The sequence below is a fragment of the Pantoea sp. Nvir genome (genome assembly GCF_009829915.1).
Lineage (GTDB): Bacteria > Pseudomonadota > Gammaproteobacteria > Enterobacterales > Enterobacteriaceae > Pantoea.
Window position 1 is genome coordinate 1 of record NZ_SZZW01000002.1, and the last position, 17,550, is coordinate 17,550.

At 38.4% G+C, this 17,550-nt stretch carries 13 protein-coding genes, 1 other RNA gene and 1 pseudogene; 8 read left to right on the plus strand and 7 right to left on the minus strand.

Translation table 11 applies throughout. From position 1 onward, the window contains the following. Positions 1–145: pseudogene (locus tag FD729_RS01920) on the plus strand (UDP-N-acetylenolpyruvoylglucosamine reductase); the annotation flags it as partial. A gap of 75 nt (positions 146–220) precedes the next feature. Here the strand turns inward: FD729_RS01920 and pssA are convergent. The 3 genes from pssA to smpB form a co-directional block, all read right to left on the minus strand. Then, positions 221–1,576 (minus strand): CDP-diacylglycerol--serine O-phosphatidyltransferase, encoded by a 1,356-nt coding sequence (gene pssA, locus FD729_RS01925; protein ID WP_159931613.1) that lies wholly within the window; start codon positions 1,574–1,576, stop codon positions 221–223. Between the two features lie 2,831 nt (positions 1,577–4,407). Continuing rightward, positions 4,408–4,772, minus strand: a transfer-messenger RNA (tmRNA) gene (gene ssrA, locus FD729_RS01930). Positions 4,773–4,820: 48 nt separating this feature from the next. Next, positions 4,821–5,303, minus strand: a complete 483-nt coding sequence (gene smpB, locus FD729_RS01935) for an SsrA-binding protein SmpB (protein ID WP_159931614.1) — start codon at positions 5,301–5,303, stop codon at positions 4,821–4,823. A gap of 602 nt (positions 5,304–5,905) precedes the next feature. Here smpB and FD729_RS01940 point away from each other — a divergent pair. Then, complete coding sequence (locus tag FD729_RS01940) at positions 5,906–6,205, plus strand: RnfH family protein (RefSeq protein WP_159931615.1); 300 nt, start codon at positions 5,906–5,908, stop codon at positions 6,203–6,205. Positions 6,206–6,242: 37 nt separating this feature from the next. Here the strand turns inward: FD729_RS01940 and bamE are convergent, their stop codons facing one another. Then, positions 6,243–6,599: an outer membrane protein assembly factor BamE gene (gene bamE, locus FD729_RS01945; RefSeq protein ID WP_159931616.1), complete on the minus strand. Its 357-nt coding sequence runs from the start codon at positions 6,597–6,599 to the stop codon at positions 6,243–6,245. Between the two features lie 1,449 nt (positions 6,600–8,048). Beyond that, on the minus strand, positions 8,049–8,930 hold the full coding sequence (gene nadK, locus FD729_RS01950) for an NAD(+) kinase (RefSeq protein ID WP_159931617.1): 882 nt from the start codon (positions 8,928–8,930) through the stop codon (positions 8,049–8,051). Between the two features lie 127 nt (positions 8,931–9,057). Between nadK and grpE the strand changes: the two genes are divergently transcribed. Further along, positions 9,058–9,639, plus strand: coding sequence for a nucleotide exchange factor GrpE (gene grpE, locus FD729_RS01955; RefSeq protein WP_159931618.1), 582 nt, complete (start codon positions 9,058–9,060; stop codon positions 9,637–9,639). Between the two features lie 63 nt (positions 9,640–9,702). Here the strand turns inward: grpE and ung are convergent, their stop codons facing one another. Both ung and nadB read right to left on the minus strand, forming a co-directional pair. Next, positions 9,703–10,383 carry a uracil-DNA glycosylase gene (gene ung / locus FD729_RS01960; RefSeq protein ID WP_159931619.1) on the minus strand — a complete coding sequence of 227 codons (681 nt, stop codon included), beginning with the start codon at positions 10,381–10,383 and terminating at the stop codon, positions 9,703–9,705. Positions 10,384–11,449: 1,066 nt separating this feature from the next. Then, positions 11,450–13,075 (minus strand): L-aspartate oxidase, encoded by a 1,626-nt coding sequence (nadB, locus tag FD729_RS01965; protein ID WP_159931620.1) that lies wholly within the window; start codon positions 13,073–13,075, stop codon positions 11,450–11,452. A 436-nt stretch (positions 13,076–13,511) separates the two neighbouring features. Between nadB and rpoE the strand changes: the two genes are divergently transcribed. The 5 genes from rpoE (at position 13,512) to lepA (ending at position 17,546) form a co-directional block, all read left to right on the plus strand. Further along, positions 13,512–14,090, plus strand: coding sequence for an RNA polymerase sigma factor RpoE (rpoE, locus tag FD729_RS01970; protein ID WP_159931621.1), 579 nt, complete (start codon positions 13,512–13,514; stop codon positions 14,088–14,090). Positions 14,091–14,166: 76 nt separating this feature from the next. Next, positions 14,167–14,292, plus strand: a complete 126-nt coding sequence (locus tag FD729_RS05375; RefSeq protein WP_370461862.1) for an RseA family anti-sigma factor — start codon at positions 14,167–14,169, stop codon at positions 14,290–14,292. 183 nt (positions 14,293–14,475) lie between these two features. After that, the gene (locus FD729_RS01980; RefSeq protein ID WP_159931623.1) at positions 14,476–14,736 is read left to right on the plus strand and encodes a hypothetical protein; all 261 of its coding nucleotides are present in this window, start codon (positions 14,476–14,478) and stop codon (positions 14,734–14,736) included. Positions 14,737–15,053: 317 nt separating this feature from the next. Next, positions 15,054–15,518 (plus strand): SoxR-reducing system protein RseC, encoded by a 465-nt coding sequence (rseC, locus tag FD729_RS01985; RefSeq protein ID WP_159931624.1) that lies wholly within the window; start codon positions 15,054–15,056, stop codon positions 15,516–15,518. A 228-nt stretch (positions 15,519–15,746) separates the two neighbouring features. Then, positions 15,747–17,546 carry a translation elongation factor 4 gene (lepA, locus tag FD729_RS01990; RefSeq protein ID WP_159931625.1) on the plus strand — a complete coding sequence of 600 codons (1,800 nt, stop codon included), beginning with the start codon at positions 15,747–15,749 and terminating at the stop codon, positions 17,544–17,546. Positions 17,547–17,550: the final 4 nt, after the last annotated feature.

A 17,550-nucleotide genomic window follows, 5' to 3' on the forward strand; every position in this document is an offset into this window, starting at 1 on the left:
CAAAGCCTGGAAACTTCACGTAGGCGCTGGGGAAAACTGGCATATGCTAGTTGAATGGACATTGAAGAAAGGAATTAACGGTCTTGAAAACCTTGCACTGATCCCTGGCATGACAGGCAGTGCGCCTTTGAAGGTAGGTTTTTATCTTTTCCCATTCTTCTGTTGTGTTAATTTGATGCACCTACTACTGCTCAGTATGCTAGTGTATAGTAATAAAGTATCAGACAATTCGACTAATAAGACGGTCAACACGAATACGGCGCATTCGGCGGATTAATTTACGCACCTTAACTGGATAATCGGCGATACTTTCCAGTTCACCAAAATTTTTCATCACTTGAGTATGGTTACGAATTAACATCAATTCTTTTTCGCGTTGCTCTGCTAGTTGTTGAAGTGGATCGTGGATTAAAACCGCATTCTCTAGATCAAGATACCAAGCGCGTAAATTAAGATTATTACCCGTAATGAGTGTCCATTCTTTGTCCACCCAGATACCTTTAAGGTGATAACTGTTGTCACCATCCTTCCATATGCGCACTGCCAACTGTTTATTATCTACATAATATTGCAGGCGACTGAGGAAACGGCGTAAATTTATTTCATACAAATAAGGAAGCGTGCCTATAACCTTAAAAGGTTTGTCTGGTGGAATATAGAAATCATTTGTAGTCTTATCTCCTACAATTATCTCCACTTCTTTGCCTTTACGTAAGAGATGGATAATTCTACGCACCAGGATAGCTGGTAAATTAAAATAAGGAGTACAGATCGTCAGTTTTTTTTCAGTGCACGGCATCAAATGAAAAATAGTTTTATTCAGTAGATTATGCTTGCCTAGGCCAACCAACGGTGTGACCGTAAGTTCTCCATTATGACCGTTGCCAACAAATTGATAATTAAACCTACGTAGTGTCTGCCGGAATTGACGAGTTACATTTTTAACCTGAGAAGCAGAAGAACGCTCTATCTGATCAAGACGATTCACAGCTTTTGACTGTTTGAAATTTATATTAATCCACTCATACATGGTATCAACTAGCTGTAAATTACGAATAAGCTGGTAGCGATCATAACGATATTTATCGTGTTGATGTAAATAAACATTATTGATATTAGCTCCGCTATATATAAGTGTATCGTCAATAATAAAACCTTTAAGGTGCAGTACACCGAGTACTTCGCGTGTGTTTACTGGAATGCCATAAACTGGAATATTGATATCCGTATGCTGCATTGCAATCTCGCAGTACCAGTCGGCATTAGTAATGCTGTGTGTCGCACCAATTCGTCCTCTTTGAGCCCTATGCCAGTCCACTAAAATGCTAATATCTAGTGTCGGGCGAATGCGCTTTGCCGTATACAGTGCATCCATTACCAGACGTCCGGCATCATCATTTTCCATATAAAGAGCGACGATGCATATACGATATCGTGCAGCTGCAATTTTTTTTAGAAGCGTACAACGAAATTCGGCTGGTGAGTACAGCGTGGACATATCTGCAACGGACTGTGCCAATTTCGGCAATTGTGCAAGATATTTTTGATGCTTATTGTGTTTAAATTTAGATAACATTTAGTACAATTTTTCTCTTTTAATATTTCAAGGTATTGGATCATTAAAGAATAAATTATCATAGTTAATGATGACATCAACTTAATTTAGTTGGGTCTTTTTACTTTTCTTTATTACGCTAATATTTTGAGAGTAAATTACGAGTAGATGATGTTTTCATCGAACTGAACTTCTACGCAAAATTTAGCTTATGCATTATGTGTACTACACTAGATGAATCACTACTCCTCTGATATATGGTGATATAGTTCAGCTGTTTCAGGTAGTCATTGTGTATATAGTAAAAATCATATTCACCAACAGTTACTGTTTTATGCGCCCTTCTTTGATTAGCCCATACTAGTGAAGCAAATTCGGCATCGGAAATCACATAACTTTATGCAGATGATTTTGCTGTCACTTGACTGACTGTCGTCATTCAATAAGCACACTAAAGATTTATTTGTTATAGATTTATTTGTTATAGAATTAGTAAAATCATGTAACAGTGGTTTATCTTCCAGTAGAGATAGCGCAGAAAAAGAATAATTACTTATCTTTTAACATTAATTAGTATAGAGGGGTTAAAGGTGTCATTGAAGTCAATGATTTCCATGACTACGAGAAGAAGAGTTGCAAGTAGCATACAAAATAGATTGTTTTATAAGTTTAATCATTTAATGTAAGTTTAGTCCTATAATGCATTAAGTAATTTTATCTTCGTATTTTCAATGTAGGAGGGAATAAATGTAAGATGAATTTAAAATGTAAGGTTATCTCTCTTCTAGATAAAAATAAGAAATGTTCCCGATCCTAATTTTAGGTAAAAATAAAGTATAGTATAATCCGTCATGTCAGAAGAAATTCATATTTACCTTTAGTCACCACCACAATTCATCAAGAAAATATCTGCTTTAAAGTAAGCAATAATGATTTTATTTTACCTTATATCAATATATTAAATACGTCAAGACAGTACGTACAAACTAAGATTACTTTAGTAATCCTTTAGAAATTTATCCGTCGTCAGTATCGGAAAGAGATGCTTAGTTACGGTAAAAATTATTGTCGTGCGCATTATTTGATTACCAATCAAAAACGATTTTTGAGTCTGGTTTATGCAGTGTGCGTCACGTTATAGTTTCGTGATACGATGGCTCACAGTGCATTATAAATCTCATCATATAGTAAATGGTACAGAATTAGTAAAATTATTTAACACAGAAAATCACGATGGCGTCTGCTTTTTTTAATTAAAAAACAATAGTATTGACATCAGCGATTGGTTATATTTTCTCAAATGCGACAGTTCTGTACTGGCACTAGAAAATCTTAGCACCACGTAAACCTTAAACAGTATTATACGCAGTTTTGTGCATTTCAAAGTAAATAGTCTACTAGTAAATAATATGGTAATATTAGCATCTCATGCAGTGGTAGAGATCTCTGAAAGAATTGATGATTATGTACAGACTACACTATGGTTATTACCTATAGCCATAAAAGGTATATCTTAAAAGTTAAGATGCCGGCAAAGAGAGTATTAGTGTTAAGTAGGAGCATGAAGGTCTCTATGACTGCGAACTTCTCTTCTAGAGAAGTTTGAATCAAATAGCAGTATAGGCCTAACCTATCAGCAAAATAGGTCAGAAGTACGCCAATAACTTATCATTTCATTTAGTTAAAATGAGTTGGGATATACTCTGTATATATTAGCATTGGTAATCTACGTTTGGCAAGTTCGGCTTAAAAGCCTTTTATTTTATTAACCGAGCACAGTATAAGACTAAAACCTTCGAAGAGTTTTCTTCAATAGGAATTCGACTACCCCCCCCTTGTTATGCTTATATAACATATATCCAGTTACCACTGTCTAGCAATTTTTGCTATACACCACCTTTATGGTACTTTTCAGATACTTATGATAAAATATCAATAAATATATAGTATCATCCCGTCATTATCTTAGTTTTTTTAAACCACGGGGAATACCATACTGATATTATGATCCAGCTAGTAGCTAGCTCCTTTTAATGGCACGTACCCTAATCATCATTCTTAAGTTCATCCTTAAGAATTAATAAGTTTTGCACGATGTTATATGTTTATAAAAACAAACAAAATCTCGAATATATCTACCTAGATCTAATGGAGATAAGTAGATACCTACTGCTTATTAAGCAGCTTACAAGATTTCAAACAAAAAGAAAACTTCATATGCAGCTTGCTGTCTAAATAATATCTATAGTACTTATAAATACTTACATCTTTACCAAGATAACTTTAACAGATCTAAAAATAAGATTGGATAACTAGTAAGTAGTTGGTAGTAAATAAATATCACTTATTTAGCAATGAGCTAAAAATTATTTAGTATCACGGGTAGATATGCCTTTTATTAAATGAAACTGCACTTAATACAACGGGTACGTAAGTAATATTCATTTACTTACTTGTAATTTGTCACATCCTCCTCTTAATGTACATACAGCAGTTAAATAGATTTAAATTTATTCCTATTCTGGATCACGTCAATCAGATACATCGCTATTTTTTATTGAGCAAAAAATGTAATTACTTATTATTAAATGATAATAAGTTAGATTAATTAATATAATTAGAAGATAGTATATAAATACTATTTACTGATATTTACAGTATACAATTAAGTAAAAACCTACTGGGTCCTAGCCTACATAGGATTCTCTATATAGTTTTTTCTTTTAAAAAAAGACATACCATCACGATCTAGATAAAATAATAAGATAGAGTCTAGATACAAAAAAAGTCCTGTTCCTCACTATATATATTCTTATTATTAACTAAATATATCCTATCCCCCGTCGATATATTAATGGAGCTGGCGGGAATCGAACCCGCGTCCGAAATCACTACATCCTCAGTACTACATGCTTATTCCAGTCTTTATATTTGTTCGCCAACAGCGGACGGACACGCCACTGACAAACTAGCCTGATTAATTTTAACGCTTCAACCCCAGGCAGGGCATCGGACGCGATCTCTTTTGATTCTGACCTCTCTTAATCCCCGTCCTAAGAGCAGAGGCTAGGGAGAGAGGGCTCTAAGCAGTTTATCAAGCTGCTAGTGCGTAGTTTTCTTCGTTTGCAACTATTTTTTACGGTTTTTTAGCGAGGCCTACCGTACCTCGGCATGCACTTTGGGTTTTGTAAATTTCGTCGAATCCATAATCAGCCCCCCTACACTCTTGTCTAGAGTAGCAAAAATTTTTAAAACAATCTAGCAATTAACGATTACAATTTTTTATGATACGTTCCTTATCAAGTTTCCACTCCCGTTCTTTAATATTAGCGCGTTTATCGTGCTCTTTCTTACCACGCGCAATGCCGATTTTTAGCTTACACCAAGCATTTTTCCAGTAGAGAGAAAGTGCAACTATGGTGTAACCCTCACGGTTAATGCGGCCGTAGAGCGAGCTCAGCTCTCTCTGATTAAGCAATAACTTGCGATTACGTGTCGGATCGTAAATGATATGTATGGAGGCCATAGCTAACGGATGAAAAGTAGATCCAAATAGATATGCTTCTCCATTACGTAAAAGAATATAACTGTCATTAATGTTAGCTTTACCAGCACGAATCGATTTGACTTCCCATCCTTGTAGCACTAATCCCGCTTCAAATTCTTCTTCAATGAAATATTCATAACGGGCGCGTTTGTTGAGCGTAGCAGTAAAAGAACTGGGTTTATGTACTCTTTTATTTGTCATAGTAATAAGAATTACACATCATTAAAGTAACTATTGCACCCATTTTCCAGGACGAGTACTAAAAGGTTGTCATCTTAGCACACAGTAATACACATAAGGTAGAAACGTTTTTTAGTCGTTGAAAATGCTAAAATCATAAATCATAATTGTTCTATGATGGAAAAGGAGCTACTACAGCTTTGATTAGCCGTTATAATCTGGTGCGGTTCAGCTCGCAGATACTGTACCAACTAATCAATAATATGGATTACTATTCACAGGGTTTGCCGTATTGTACAAATAGATGTGTACTGCAGTTAACTAAAAGGTAAATAACTGCATCCGTAGAGATATCTAAAGCAGGCATAAGTATAAAAATTCTAGTATGCGCAACAAACTTACTAATAACCAGCACATCCACATACAACTAGTCGACGGCTCTTTCCGTAAACTCAATCGTAGATGGCAGTTCATCTTGTCGGACAATAATAACTATAAGTTTTAATGAAGTGTTGAATTTGAGTGCATGAATATGCTAGTAAAAATAGCATTTGATGGTATTTTAAAAAAAATTAGCTCTAGTCTGCTTAAAACATTTACTCAACGTGCCAAAGAGGTTTCAAGTGCCTAAGATTGCAGTTGAAGTGGTTTTTGCGTTGCCGAAAAAGCAGTATCGGGAAGTAGTGATGTTGGAAGCTCATAGCACCGTCGAGCAAGCTATTCAAGCTTCGAACATACTTGATCTTTGCCGATATATCAATCTCAATTGTAATAAAGTTGGCATCTTCAGCCAACTAGTGAGGCTAGATCATAAGCTGCAGGAGGGCGATCGAGTGGAAATATATCGTCCGTTGACTGCTGATCCAAACGAGCTACGTCGGCAACGTGCTAAGCGTGCAACAATAAGAAAGGATGGTACCTAAAAAGAATATACAGAATATAAAAGACTACCTTACTTCTTTAGGTGTTAGGTGATTCATCAATTTTTATATAATCTTGATTGTGAATTTTACTTAACAGGCCGTTACTGTCGAAGGTTAGCGTTAGAGTCTGCTGTTTAACACTTTTATGACCTGGTTCTCGACGGAACACATAATACCACACGTTGCCACCAAATGGGTCGCGCATCATTGGCATCCCGAGCACATAGGCGACCTGCTGCTCTGTCATACCATTATGGATTTTAGCTACCTCATCAGCAATCAAATAGTTACCTTGGTTAATATCTATATGGTAACCCACTCGTTCAAGGAACGAGCATCCAGTGGTTATCATTAATAACAAAATTGCTGTGGCGTTCAATATGTTACGACGCATCTTTGCATTCCTTTTTTGGAATAAAACGTCCTTTCTTAATTTTTTTTGTAAGATTGAGTTTCAAACTCTGCGCCTATACCATTTTTTCAGGATAACAGATCCAGAAAAAAATTAAAGGCTCATAACCATAGTGGAAAATTCCTTTATGAAGGAGATTGTAAGAAACTTCATTATTACTCTCTAGCAGAACCGCCTACTACCTCCAAAAACTCGTATACTTTTCTAGCTTCCTTTTATAAGTTTAGCCATCGTATCATAGGGTTTTTTACTAAAAATATAACGGGTACAACTAGCTATTTGCGGTCACTGTGTTACATAAATTCCCTGCGTCTATTCATCTAGCTAATAAACAAAGGAAGCTAATAACAGCAGCTGTAACTGTTAAGAGCACTAATACCAAGTTTTATTTTTAATAAGTAAAACTCTAATAGGTAAAGCAATACACGAAAATTTTACCACTTATGACTGAATCCTTTTCTTATCAGGTAATTTACTTACTCATTAATGCAACATTAAAACAAGCATGTGACATTGAAAATGAATAATGCATAATGATTGCCCAAGCTCTAAAAGTGCTGTCTGATGGTGCTTTATCACTAGCGTCTGTAGGCTCTCTTTATTATTTTCCTACTGAAATAATAACTAATTTGTTTTTGCCAAAAATTGCTGATATATATCTGTAAGTCTTTCTATCGCGATATGGTCGCTTATGAACTCACTAATTCGATATAGTTTGTTCCAGACTCCGTTCATTAAGGCGAACAAGATTGAGACAGTCAACTTAATGACTCAGTTCATCGTGTGTTTCACTGAGGTAGATTTTACCCCTTTTTAGCATATGTAGTACGCTGTTTATCATTTAGTCCAGTATTACGATATATAATATTCTTACCATTTGACATGTATTTTACAGCATTCTATGCTATTTGATGTTTCGCTGTTACAAACTAATATATCCCCTATTGCTTCTTAAAAAGAGCGTGCTTTTGAATTAGTAGCTAATCGAAACACGTATCTACTACAGCGATATTATGGTGATATTGATTAATTAAACCGCATAACTGACCTTTGATGTTAGTAACTTATCGTAGCAAATATGCATTTGTATTATTATTGTATAATAAAACCAATTTTCTTCCAGCAGCAGTATTCTAAAAATTTTAGCTTAAAATAAGTATAGCGATCAGTACGGTGAGTGCCATGAATGCAGTATCATCTTGACTTCATCGCGATTGCCGAGGCATAGCCTATATGTTAATAGTGTCTATAACAATAGATTCATCGGCACCGATTTTACAGTTTTTCTCTGACATGCTGCGTTGAACATCACAGTAAATCCAATGAACATTAAAAAAATCACTGATCGCTAGTATAGAGTCACCTACCTAAAAAAAAGTACATGTTACTTCATGTAGTATGAATGCATGTTTACCTGATAAAGAGGGCATATTAAAATAATTTTTTCGACCACCCTAATTTAGAATTTAGAGTATTAAAATAAATGTATTTTTTTGGATGAACTAAGTTAAGGTATTTGTTACTGCGACGAATTAATACATTTTCCTCTTCCTGAATAGGAAGGATAATTTGACTGTCGCAATTAACCTCTAAATTACTGCACCCCGAAGAAAACCTTAACAGAATAGTACTGCTGCTATTGATCACTAGCGGACGTGCTGAGAGTGTATGTGGAAACATGGGAACTATTGCGATGGCGTCAAGTGATGGTGTTAGAATAGGACCACCAGCCGATAAAGAATAAGCTGTGGAGCCAGTTGGAGTAGAGATAATAAGCCCATCAGAACGTTGCGAAAAAGCAAAAATCTCATCTATGTATACTTCGAATTCAATCATATGTGCTACTTTACCAGGATGTAATACTACCTCGTTGATGGCAAGACCAGTGCGAGACTTACATGCTTTTTTATAGACTTGCGCTTCCAGTAAAAAACGGCTTTCAATGAAATAATGTCCTTGCAGAACATCATTGAGTTGCTGCTGCGCATTGTCTGGATCAAGATCAGTGAGAAAACCTAGATTGCCGCGGTTAATACCGATCACTTTAATATCATAATGTGCTAGTACACGCGCTGCTCCTAGCATGTTACCATCGCCACCAACCACTACGGCAAGGTCGGCCTGTTGTCCAATTTCTTCCAGTGTGCCGGTTTGCACATCGTGGAGGTTGAGTTTTTCAGCTATCTGTTTTTCAAGAATAACTTGATAACCACTGGATGTTAGCCAGCGCCAGAGTATCTCATGTGTAGTGAGAGTAGTAGTAGAGCCACGCGGATGGCCTATAATACCAATACAGTTGAAATGTTTGTTCATTGTGATGGATGTTTCCTCGTAAGCGAAACCAAAAGGGGAATATTATTAGTTCTCTTGAAACCTTTAAACTGATCCCCATAATAAGCGGACTAACGAGATGAATGTGCAATAAAACGCGGAGAAATTCATGAGCACTCAAGAACACAATACCCTGAACGAGCGAGTCTCAGACGAAATTCAACAGGAACATCATCAATATCAGGAAACGGAGACAACGGCTGAGGTGGACCCGCGTGATGAGCATATTATTCAACTGGAAGCTGAGCTAAAACAATCTCAGTCGGATATGCGTGATGCCCAACTACGCGCACAGGCGGAAATCGAAAATATTCGTCGTCGAACTGAAATGGATATTGAAAAGGCGCATAAATTTGCTTTAGAAAGGTTCTCTAATGAATTACTGCCAGTGATTGATAGTCTTGAGCGTGCTTTAGAAGTCTCAGATAAAGAAAATTCAGCTTTGGTGTCGATGGTTGAAGGGATTGAACTTACCCTTAAATCGTTGCTCGATGCTGTACGTAAATTCGGCGTCGAGGTTGTTGGAGAAACTAACGTACCGTTTAATCCGAAAATTCATCAGGCAATGTCCGTCATAGAATCGGGTGAAAATGAGCCAAATCATGTGATGATGGTAATGCAACGCGGTTATACTTTGAATGGGCGCTTGCTACGCCCGGCTATGGTTGTAGTCTCAAAGGCTAAAAGTTAAATTTCTCTTAACAAGAGAAAATCAGATAGCAGTGCATGACGCTGCTATCTGATTTTCTGCTCATTAACTCATTAATTGAGGTATCCAATTAATTGGAATTTGTCCAGACTTAATAAGTAGTGCATTAGCATGCGCGAAATGTCCACAGCCAAAAAAACCACGATGTGCTGAGAGAGGCGACGGATGAGTTGCTTTCAATATGTGATGACGCTTAAAATCTATAATACTACCTTTCTTTTGAGCACGAGATCCCCATAGCAAAAATATAATTCCTTCTCGATGCTTATTGATAGCAGCGAGAACTTCATCGGTGAAATTATCCCAACCAAAGTGTGCATGAGAATTCGCTTTACCTGCTTCAACGGTCAGAACTGTATTTAGTAGTAACACACCTTGTCTCGTCCAGCTTTCTAGAAAACCATGCTGCGGTCGTTTAAAATTGGGAAATTCCTGTTCCAGCTCTTTGTACACATTTTGTAAGGAAGGTGGAATGGGCACTCCTGGCAAAACAGAGAATGCTAAGCCATGTGCTTGATTTGGGCCGTGATAGGGGTCTTGTCCAAGTATTACGACCTTGATTTCGCCTAATTCAGTCAGGCGAAATGCATTAAAGACATCCTTTTGCTGTGGATACACCACCATGCCAGTAGCTCGTGCATTAGCCACGAGCTTTAGCAATTTAATGAAGTAGGGTTTTTCTTTTTCTTCAGCCAGCACATCGTGCCAAGTCAGTTTATCCGTCATAGTTTTCTCCCTTTAAGTTAGTCCCGTTAAATTAACGGTTCGCCGCGCTGGATCGAAAACATTATACACCTTAGTATTTGGGATTTTGTGGAGGGTGTTAACAAGTTTTTTACAGAGTAAAAAATTAATTAGCTTAATAAGACAATTTTATATAAACCTAAATTATTTATTATTAGTTGTCACATCAATCCTTGAATAACTTGCCAATATTTTTAGTGTTACTGCAAAATTTTTCCGTTAAGATTTTACGTAGATATTATATATTTTGTGTATCTGTAGTGCTCTTTATACGCATTACTAAATTTAGTGCATCAATAAGTAGCAACTTTATTAATTACGTTTAATTTCACTATTTTCCCTTCCAGAAAGTTGGCACTGATGCCGATTCTATAGCTATGTAACTATTAAATAAGTACAGATATATGTGCTTAAATACATACATAGGCAGCATGTGATATAAGGAGCTTTATCGACTATGCCAGAAACTTATTTTTAGCTCAACACATGTGAAGTTAGCTAATATTTCTTCTAGTATTTTATTTTGATAACGGCTGATAAGACTTCCAATACTACTAAATAATTTAGTGGCCGTTCGTAACAATCTTTTATTACTTTACTTTATTTTCCAGTTAGCGTAATTGGTAAGAGTGTAAGTTACTTATGAATACTGTTAATTACTAGTTCATGAGTAGTCATCAGAAGCTAAAATACACAGCGTTTAGATTTTTTATATGTGGCGATGATAATAACAGTAATTCCCGTCATTGAGATTACTCCTAGGCTAACGCAACCTACATTGCTCCTATTGGTATAACGAGCAGGATGACATAGAGTTCTATTTGATAAAATACGTTCGTAGTATTCTTAGGTTACCCTAAGTTAGGCACTAACTATATCTATATTATAAACACAATATCTACCCACACTAGTCACTAGTAATGATAGCAATGCGCATGCATATCGATGTAGACGATCACTAATATACTCCCGTCAAGAAAAAAAATTGCTCTCACCACTAAGTTAGCTCAGTAGATCAAGTACTGTTTGGCGTTTCTTCTAGTATATTTTACCTCTTTATATAAGATGGTGGTATTAATATCGTTGGCTGTGCCTCAGAAAGACTACCAGGATAGTCGCGAATAAAATGCAGTCCGCGGCTTTCCTTGCGTGCCTGCGCGCATCGCACCATCAGTCCTGCTACTTGAGTTAAATTTCGCTGTTCTAGCAGGTTATTTGAGATACGAGATGTGGAGTAGTAATCATCGATCTTCTGCTGTAGCAGATTGATACTGCATAATGCGCGCTCCAGTTGCTGCGTGGTCCGCACAATACCGACACAGTCCCACATAAGAGGTCGTAATTCGTGCCAATTTTCCTGGATCAATGTGCACTGATCTGCATCCTCAAAGCAGCCTTCATTCCATATTGGTAATGCGTTAACTGCTTTTATGTATGGCAATACTTGGATCAGATCTTCGGAAGCTGACCAACCGTAAACTATGCACTCCAACAGCGAATTTGATGCCATGCGGTTAGCACCATGTAACCCAGTGTAGCTTACTTCACCGATTGCATAGAGCCCGTCGACGTCTGTACGTCCGTGCGTATCTACCATTACCCCACCACAAGTATAGTGTGCTGCCGGCACGATGGGAATGCGATCTCGTGTCAGATCAAAACCAAAAAATAGTAGCTTTTCATAGATGGTTGGGAAGTGGGTATGCACTAATGCCGGTGGTTGATGGCTGATATCTAGATAAAGGTAATCAATATTAAGTCGCTTCATCTCATGATCAATGACACGTGCCACAATATCCCGTGGAGCCAGTTCGGCGCGTACATCAAATTCATGCATAAAACGTGTGCCGTCTGGCCGTAATAGCCATGCACCTTCACCACGTAAGGCCTCTGTCAAAAGAAAGTTGCGTGCGTTAGGATGAAATAGTGAGGTAGGATGAAACTGATTAAACTCTAAATTAGCTACGCGACAGCCGACACGCCAAGCCATGGCAATTCCATCACCTGATGCAACGTCTGGGTTAGTAGTGTACTGATATACTTTTGCTGCCCCGCCAGTTGCTAACACTACCGCGCGGGCACTGCAGGTTTCCACCCGTTTAAGATTTTCGTTCCAGATCCAAGCACCAGTCACACGTCGTGGGCCGCTTAAGCCTAAGCTATCAGACAGAATTAAATCAATCGCATTCACATGCTCAATTATATGAATACCCGCATTATTCAAAGCTTGGTTAACCAGAGTAGTCTCGATGGCGCGACCTGTGGCATCAGCGCTGTGTAAAATGCGCCGGTGGCTATGGCCGCTTTCGCGTGTCAGATGATAGCACAGATTCTCTTTATTTCTTGGGTCTCGGTCAAAAGCGACGCCACGGTCGATAAGCCATTGCACGCAGTGACGTGCATTACTGGCTACAAAAGAGACTACATCATACTCGCATAACCCTGCACCGACTTTCAGTGTATCGTTCACATGTGATTCAACATTATCAGTTTCATCGAATACAGCAGCAATACCTCCTTGTGCATAGAAGGTAGACCCTTCATGAACTTGAGTTTTGCTCAGTACAATAACGTCATGATGCGTTGCTAACCGCAAAGCCAGTGATAGACCCGCCGCACCGCTGCCAATAATTAAAACATCACACTGATAATCTGGGGAGATAAAAGATGTCATAATTTCATTTATTAAATAAAGTATAGGGTGGAAGGAGAATAAATTTTTAAGGAAGACCTGTGAAGGATTTTAATGATCATCTATTGAGGTTCAGAGAAAGAAAAAGTGGTGAAATGTAAATAAAACTGTGAATAATTCTCGATTAGCAAATCTAGTTTTTTTGTATAAAAAATTGGTTTTAAATAATTTTAAAGTTGAATTAACTTCTTTATAGGGTACTGTACCCGCGATTCTGCGGTAATAACTCCAGCATGGATTACACTGTTATTGAAAATGGAAAACAAACTATAGTTTTGTGATCTGTTCTAATCAGGACGTGAAGTAAGTTTTTTCTGCACTATCAGACTCCAGGTGCGTTGTTCGCTCAAAATCATAAAGACGTGCTGGCAGCTCCTTTACTAATTTTTTAAAAAATTTAGGGAGACATTTACCTCGGATGGGTGAGCAGTTAACGGATCAGATTCTCGTAGAACGAGTGCAGAAAGGAAATAAGAATTCATTTAATTTACTGGTAATTCGTTACCAGAATAAAGTAGCAAATTTGGTTGCTCGTTATGTCCCTTCGAGAGATGTCCCTGATGTTGTTCAAGAATCCTTTCTTAAAGCATATCGAGCGCTGGAATTTTTCCGAGGCGACAGCTCATTCTACACTTGGCTTTACCGTATAGTAGTAAATACTGCAAAAAATTATTTAGTCGCTCAAGGACGTCGTCCACCACCTAGTGATGTAGATACGATTGATGCGGAAAAGTTAGATGGTGCAAATGCGCTAAAAGAAATTTCGAACCCTGAGAACTTAATATTGTCAGATGAGTTGAAGCAAATTGTCTTTCATAGCATTGAGACACTTCCTGAAGATTTACGCATAGCGGTTATACTCAGGGAGTTGGACGGACTAAGTTACGAAGAGATTGCTGCTATTATGGGTTGCCCGGTCGGTACAGTGCGTTCGCGTATATTCCGTGCACGGGAAGCTATTGATCATAAAGTTCAATCTTTTATACAACTTCAATAATAGTAGAGGCTACTAAGTGATAAAGGCGACTATTCGAAGGGTACTAAGGAATGCAGAAAGAAAAATTATCCGCTTAATGGATGCTGAAGTGTTCGACGATACCCTTTTGTTAGCTATCTTTCATGATACGGAACTCTTACAACGCTGGAGGATCTATCATCTTACTCGCGACACTATTAACACCATTAGTGGTGATGTATAGTCAAGTTGCTTGATTTGATATCTCTACACGCATCGCAGCAGCACTCGATTAGCAATCAGAGATTAGTAGTATTACCATGTTTGCTCCCAATGTTCAGTACGAACACGACAGTATTGAAAAATGCCTTTTTAGTGTCAACCTCATTGGTTAACTCCACTGGCTCTGCTTGGCATTACTGAATGTATGTTCCTAATAATAATTTTTCGCGTGCATTACAACCGCCCGAGTGGCGGTTCCGCTAAGCGATCTGATTCGGTGGTGTTTAATAATGCGTTAACAATGATGAATAAAGTCTCACAGGCTAGTTTAGATGCATTATCCGATTTATCGGAAGCCAATAGTGAGCTTCAGCAGCAGATACATAAAGCTATTGCTGTACCGCAATACTGCAGACTTATGAACTGTAGCGTCTCTGTATTCCAGTCCCCTACAATTCGAAAATAATTCAACGCATCCAACAAAAACAGACATTCTCAAAATTAATCATTAGATATTAAATAGCAATTATGAAGCACTTTTGATAAACTGATAAATCGCTGCTAATTGAATAGGTGTAATGATTAAGCCTGTTAATATCAATAGTTTATCATCGGTCACTTCATATAATCCCCTTATAATTCTAGTATACAAAAACTATGTATTTATGCTTTTGCATGATAAAATTTTTAAACTAACATAGTGAAAAAATACTGTGAAGTGAATTTTTCTTGCCATATTAACTAGTTACATTGTGGGTATGTGTTTATTTAAGGTCACAACTGATGATAAAAGAGTGGGCCACAGTAGTGGCATGGCATAATGGCATTGCTACAGTACATATGGGAGCGAAAACTGCTTGTAACGGTTGCTCGGCGTACCACGCTTGTGGTGGCTATACTCTTAACAATCTGGGGTCTAAAGACACGCACGCCGTGACAATCGTTAGTTCAATGCCTCTGAAACCTGGTCAGCGTATTGAGCTAGGAACTAAAGAGAACAGTTTGATAGGAGCAACGCTGTTGGTCTATGTTATGCCGCTGTTAGGGCTGCTCCTACTAGCCGGTCTTTCACAGTCGCTGTTTCACAGCGATATGGCAGCGGTATACGGTGCATTGCTCGGTGGCAGTGGTGGCTTTATAATTGCTAAAAGTATATCCCTGAAAGTAGGTAATCTCGCAGCTTTCCAACCGATTATTCTGAGGGTTGTTTTTCCATCTGATGTTCTACGAGTGGAAAAGGAAAACTAATCTTTTGCCAGCGCACGACACAAGTGGCCTTTTACAGTTTGTAACTTATCAAAATTATTGTGGTTCTGCAACTTTCCGTTCTTTATATACGTTATATACGTGACTTTAAGAGTGTACAATGAGCTATTGATAATAATCTTTATAGGATCGCAGTTTAAAAAACGATCTTGAAAAATTTTCTTGTGCTCAGGTTTTTAATTATTTTCTAAGTGAAGATTATTCATATAAATGAACCATATAAGAAATTTCTCTATCATTGCCCATATAGATCATGGCAAATCGACGCTCTCAGATCGTTTGATCCAAATTTGTGGAGGCGTGCCCGATCGCGAGATGTCGGCACAGATGCTCGATTCTATGGACCTAGAACGCGAACGCGGGATTACCATTAAGGCACAGAGCGTTACGTTGGCTTACAAAGCGCAAGATGGCAAAACTTACCAGCTTAATTTTATTGACACTCCAGGGCACGTCGACTTCTCATATGAAGTATCCCGTTCTCTAGCAGCTTGCGAAGGCGCCCTGCTTGTGATAGATGCGGGACAAGGTGTAGAAGCGCAGACCTTAGCAACCTGCTATACCGCGATTGAGATGGATCTAGAAGTTGTACCAATACTCAATAAAATTGATCTACCAGCCGCAGATCCTGAGCGTGTGGCTCGGGAGATTGAAGATATCATAGGCATTAGCGCTACTGATGCAGTGCGTTGCTCAGCGAAAACTGGCATAGGTGTACACGACGTGCTGGAACGTTTAGTACGTGATATTCCGCATCCGAAGGGAAAACCAGACGCACCGCTGCAGGCACTGATAATTGATTCCTGGTTTGATAACTACGTGGGAGTAGTATTGCTGATTCGTGTAAAAAATGGTACCTTGCAAAAAGGAGATAAAATCAAAGTAATGAGCACTGGTCAGGTCTACCATGTTGATCGTTTAGGTATTTTTGCTCTGATGCAGGTTGACTGCGCTAAACTATACTGCGGCGAGGTAGGCTGGTTGGTATGTGCTATTAAAGATATTCTCGGAGCACCGGTGGGAGATACTTTGACCTTAGTGCGCAATCCGGCTAAGAAAGCTCTACCAGGCTTCAAAAAAGTAAAGCCGCAAGTTTATGCCGGACTCTTCCCAGTCAGCTCTGATGATTATGAAGCCTTCCGTGACGCACTTGCTAAGCTAAGTCTCAATGACGCTTCGCTTTTTTACGAGCCTGAAAGCTCTACTGTACTCGGCTTTGGCTTCCGCTGTGGTTTCCTTGGCTTACTACATATGGAAATTATACAGGAACGTCTGGAACGTGAATATGATCTCGAGCTGATCAAAACGGCACCGAACGTGGTGTATGAAGTGGCGACTACTGGTGGCGAAATTATTTATGTCGACAGCCCATCAAAACTGCCGGTAACACATAATATTAAAGCGTTACGTGAACCCATCGCCGAATGTCATATACTTGTGCCACAGGAGTACCTCGGCAATGTTATTACGCTTTGTGTCGAGAAACGTGGTGTTCAGACTGGTATAGTCTACCACGGTAAACAGGTGACTCTGACTTATAATATTCCAATGGCGGAAGTGGTCCTTGATTTTTTTGATCGACTGAAATCAACATCACACGGCTATGCCTCTCTTGATTACAATTTCAAATGTTTTCAAAGTGCTGATATGGTGCGTATTGACGTGCTAATCAATTCAGAACGCGTCGACGCACTTGCTTTGGTCACTCATCGCGACCATTCTCAGTATCGTAGCCGCTGCCTAGTAGAAAAAATGAAAGATTTGATCCCACGTCAACAGTTCGATATTGCAATTCAAGCGGTTATTGGCAACCACGTTATTGCTCGATCAACCGTCAAACAACTGCGTAAAAATGTACTCGCTAAATGTTACGGTGGTGACGTCAGCCGTAAGAAAAAATTATTAAAGAAGCAGAAGGCAGGAAAGAAGCGCATGAAGCAAGTAGGTAGCGTTGAACTGCCGCAGGAGGCCTTCCTTGCCATTCTGCATGTCGGTAAGGACAGCAAATAAGGAG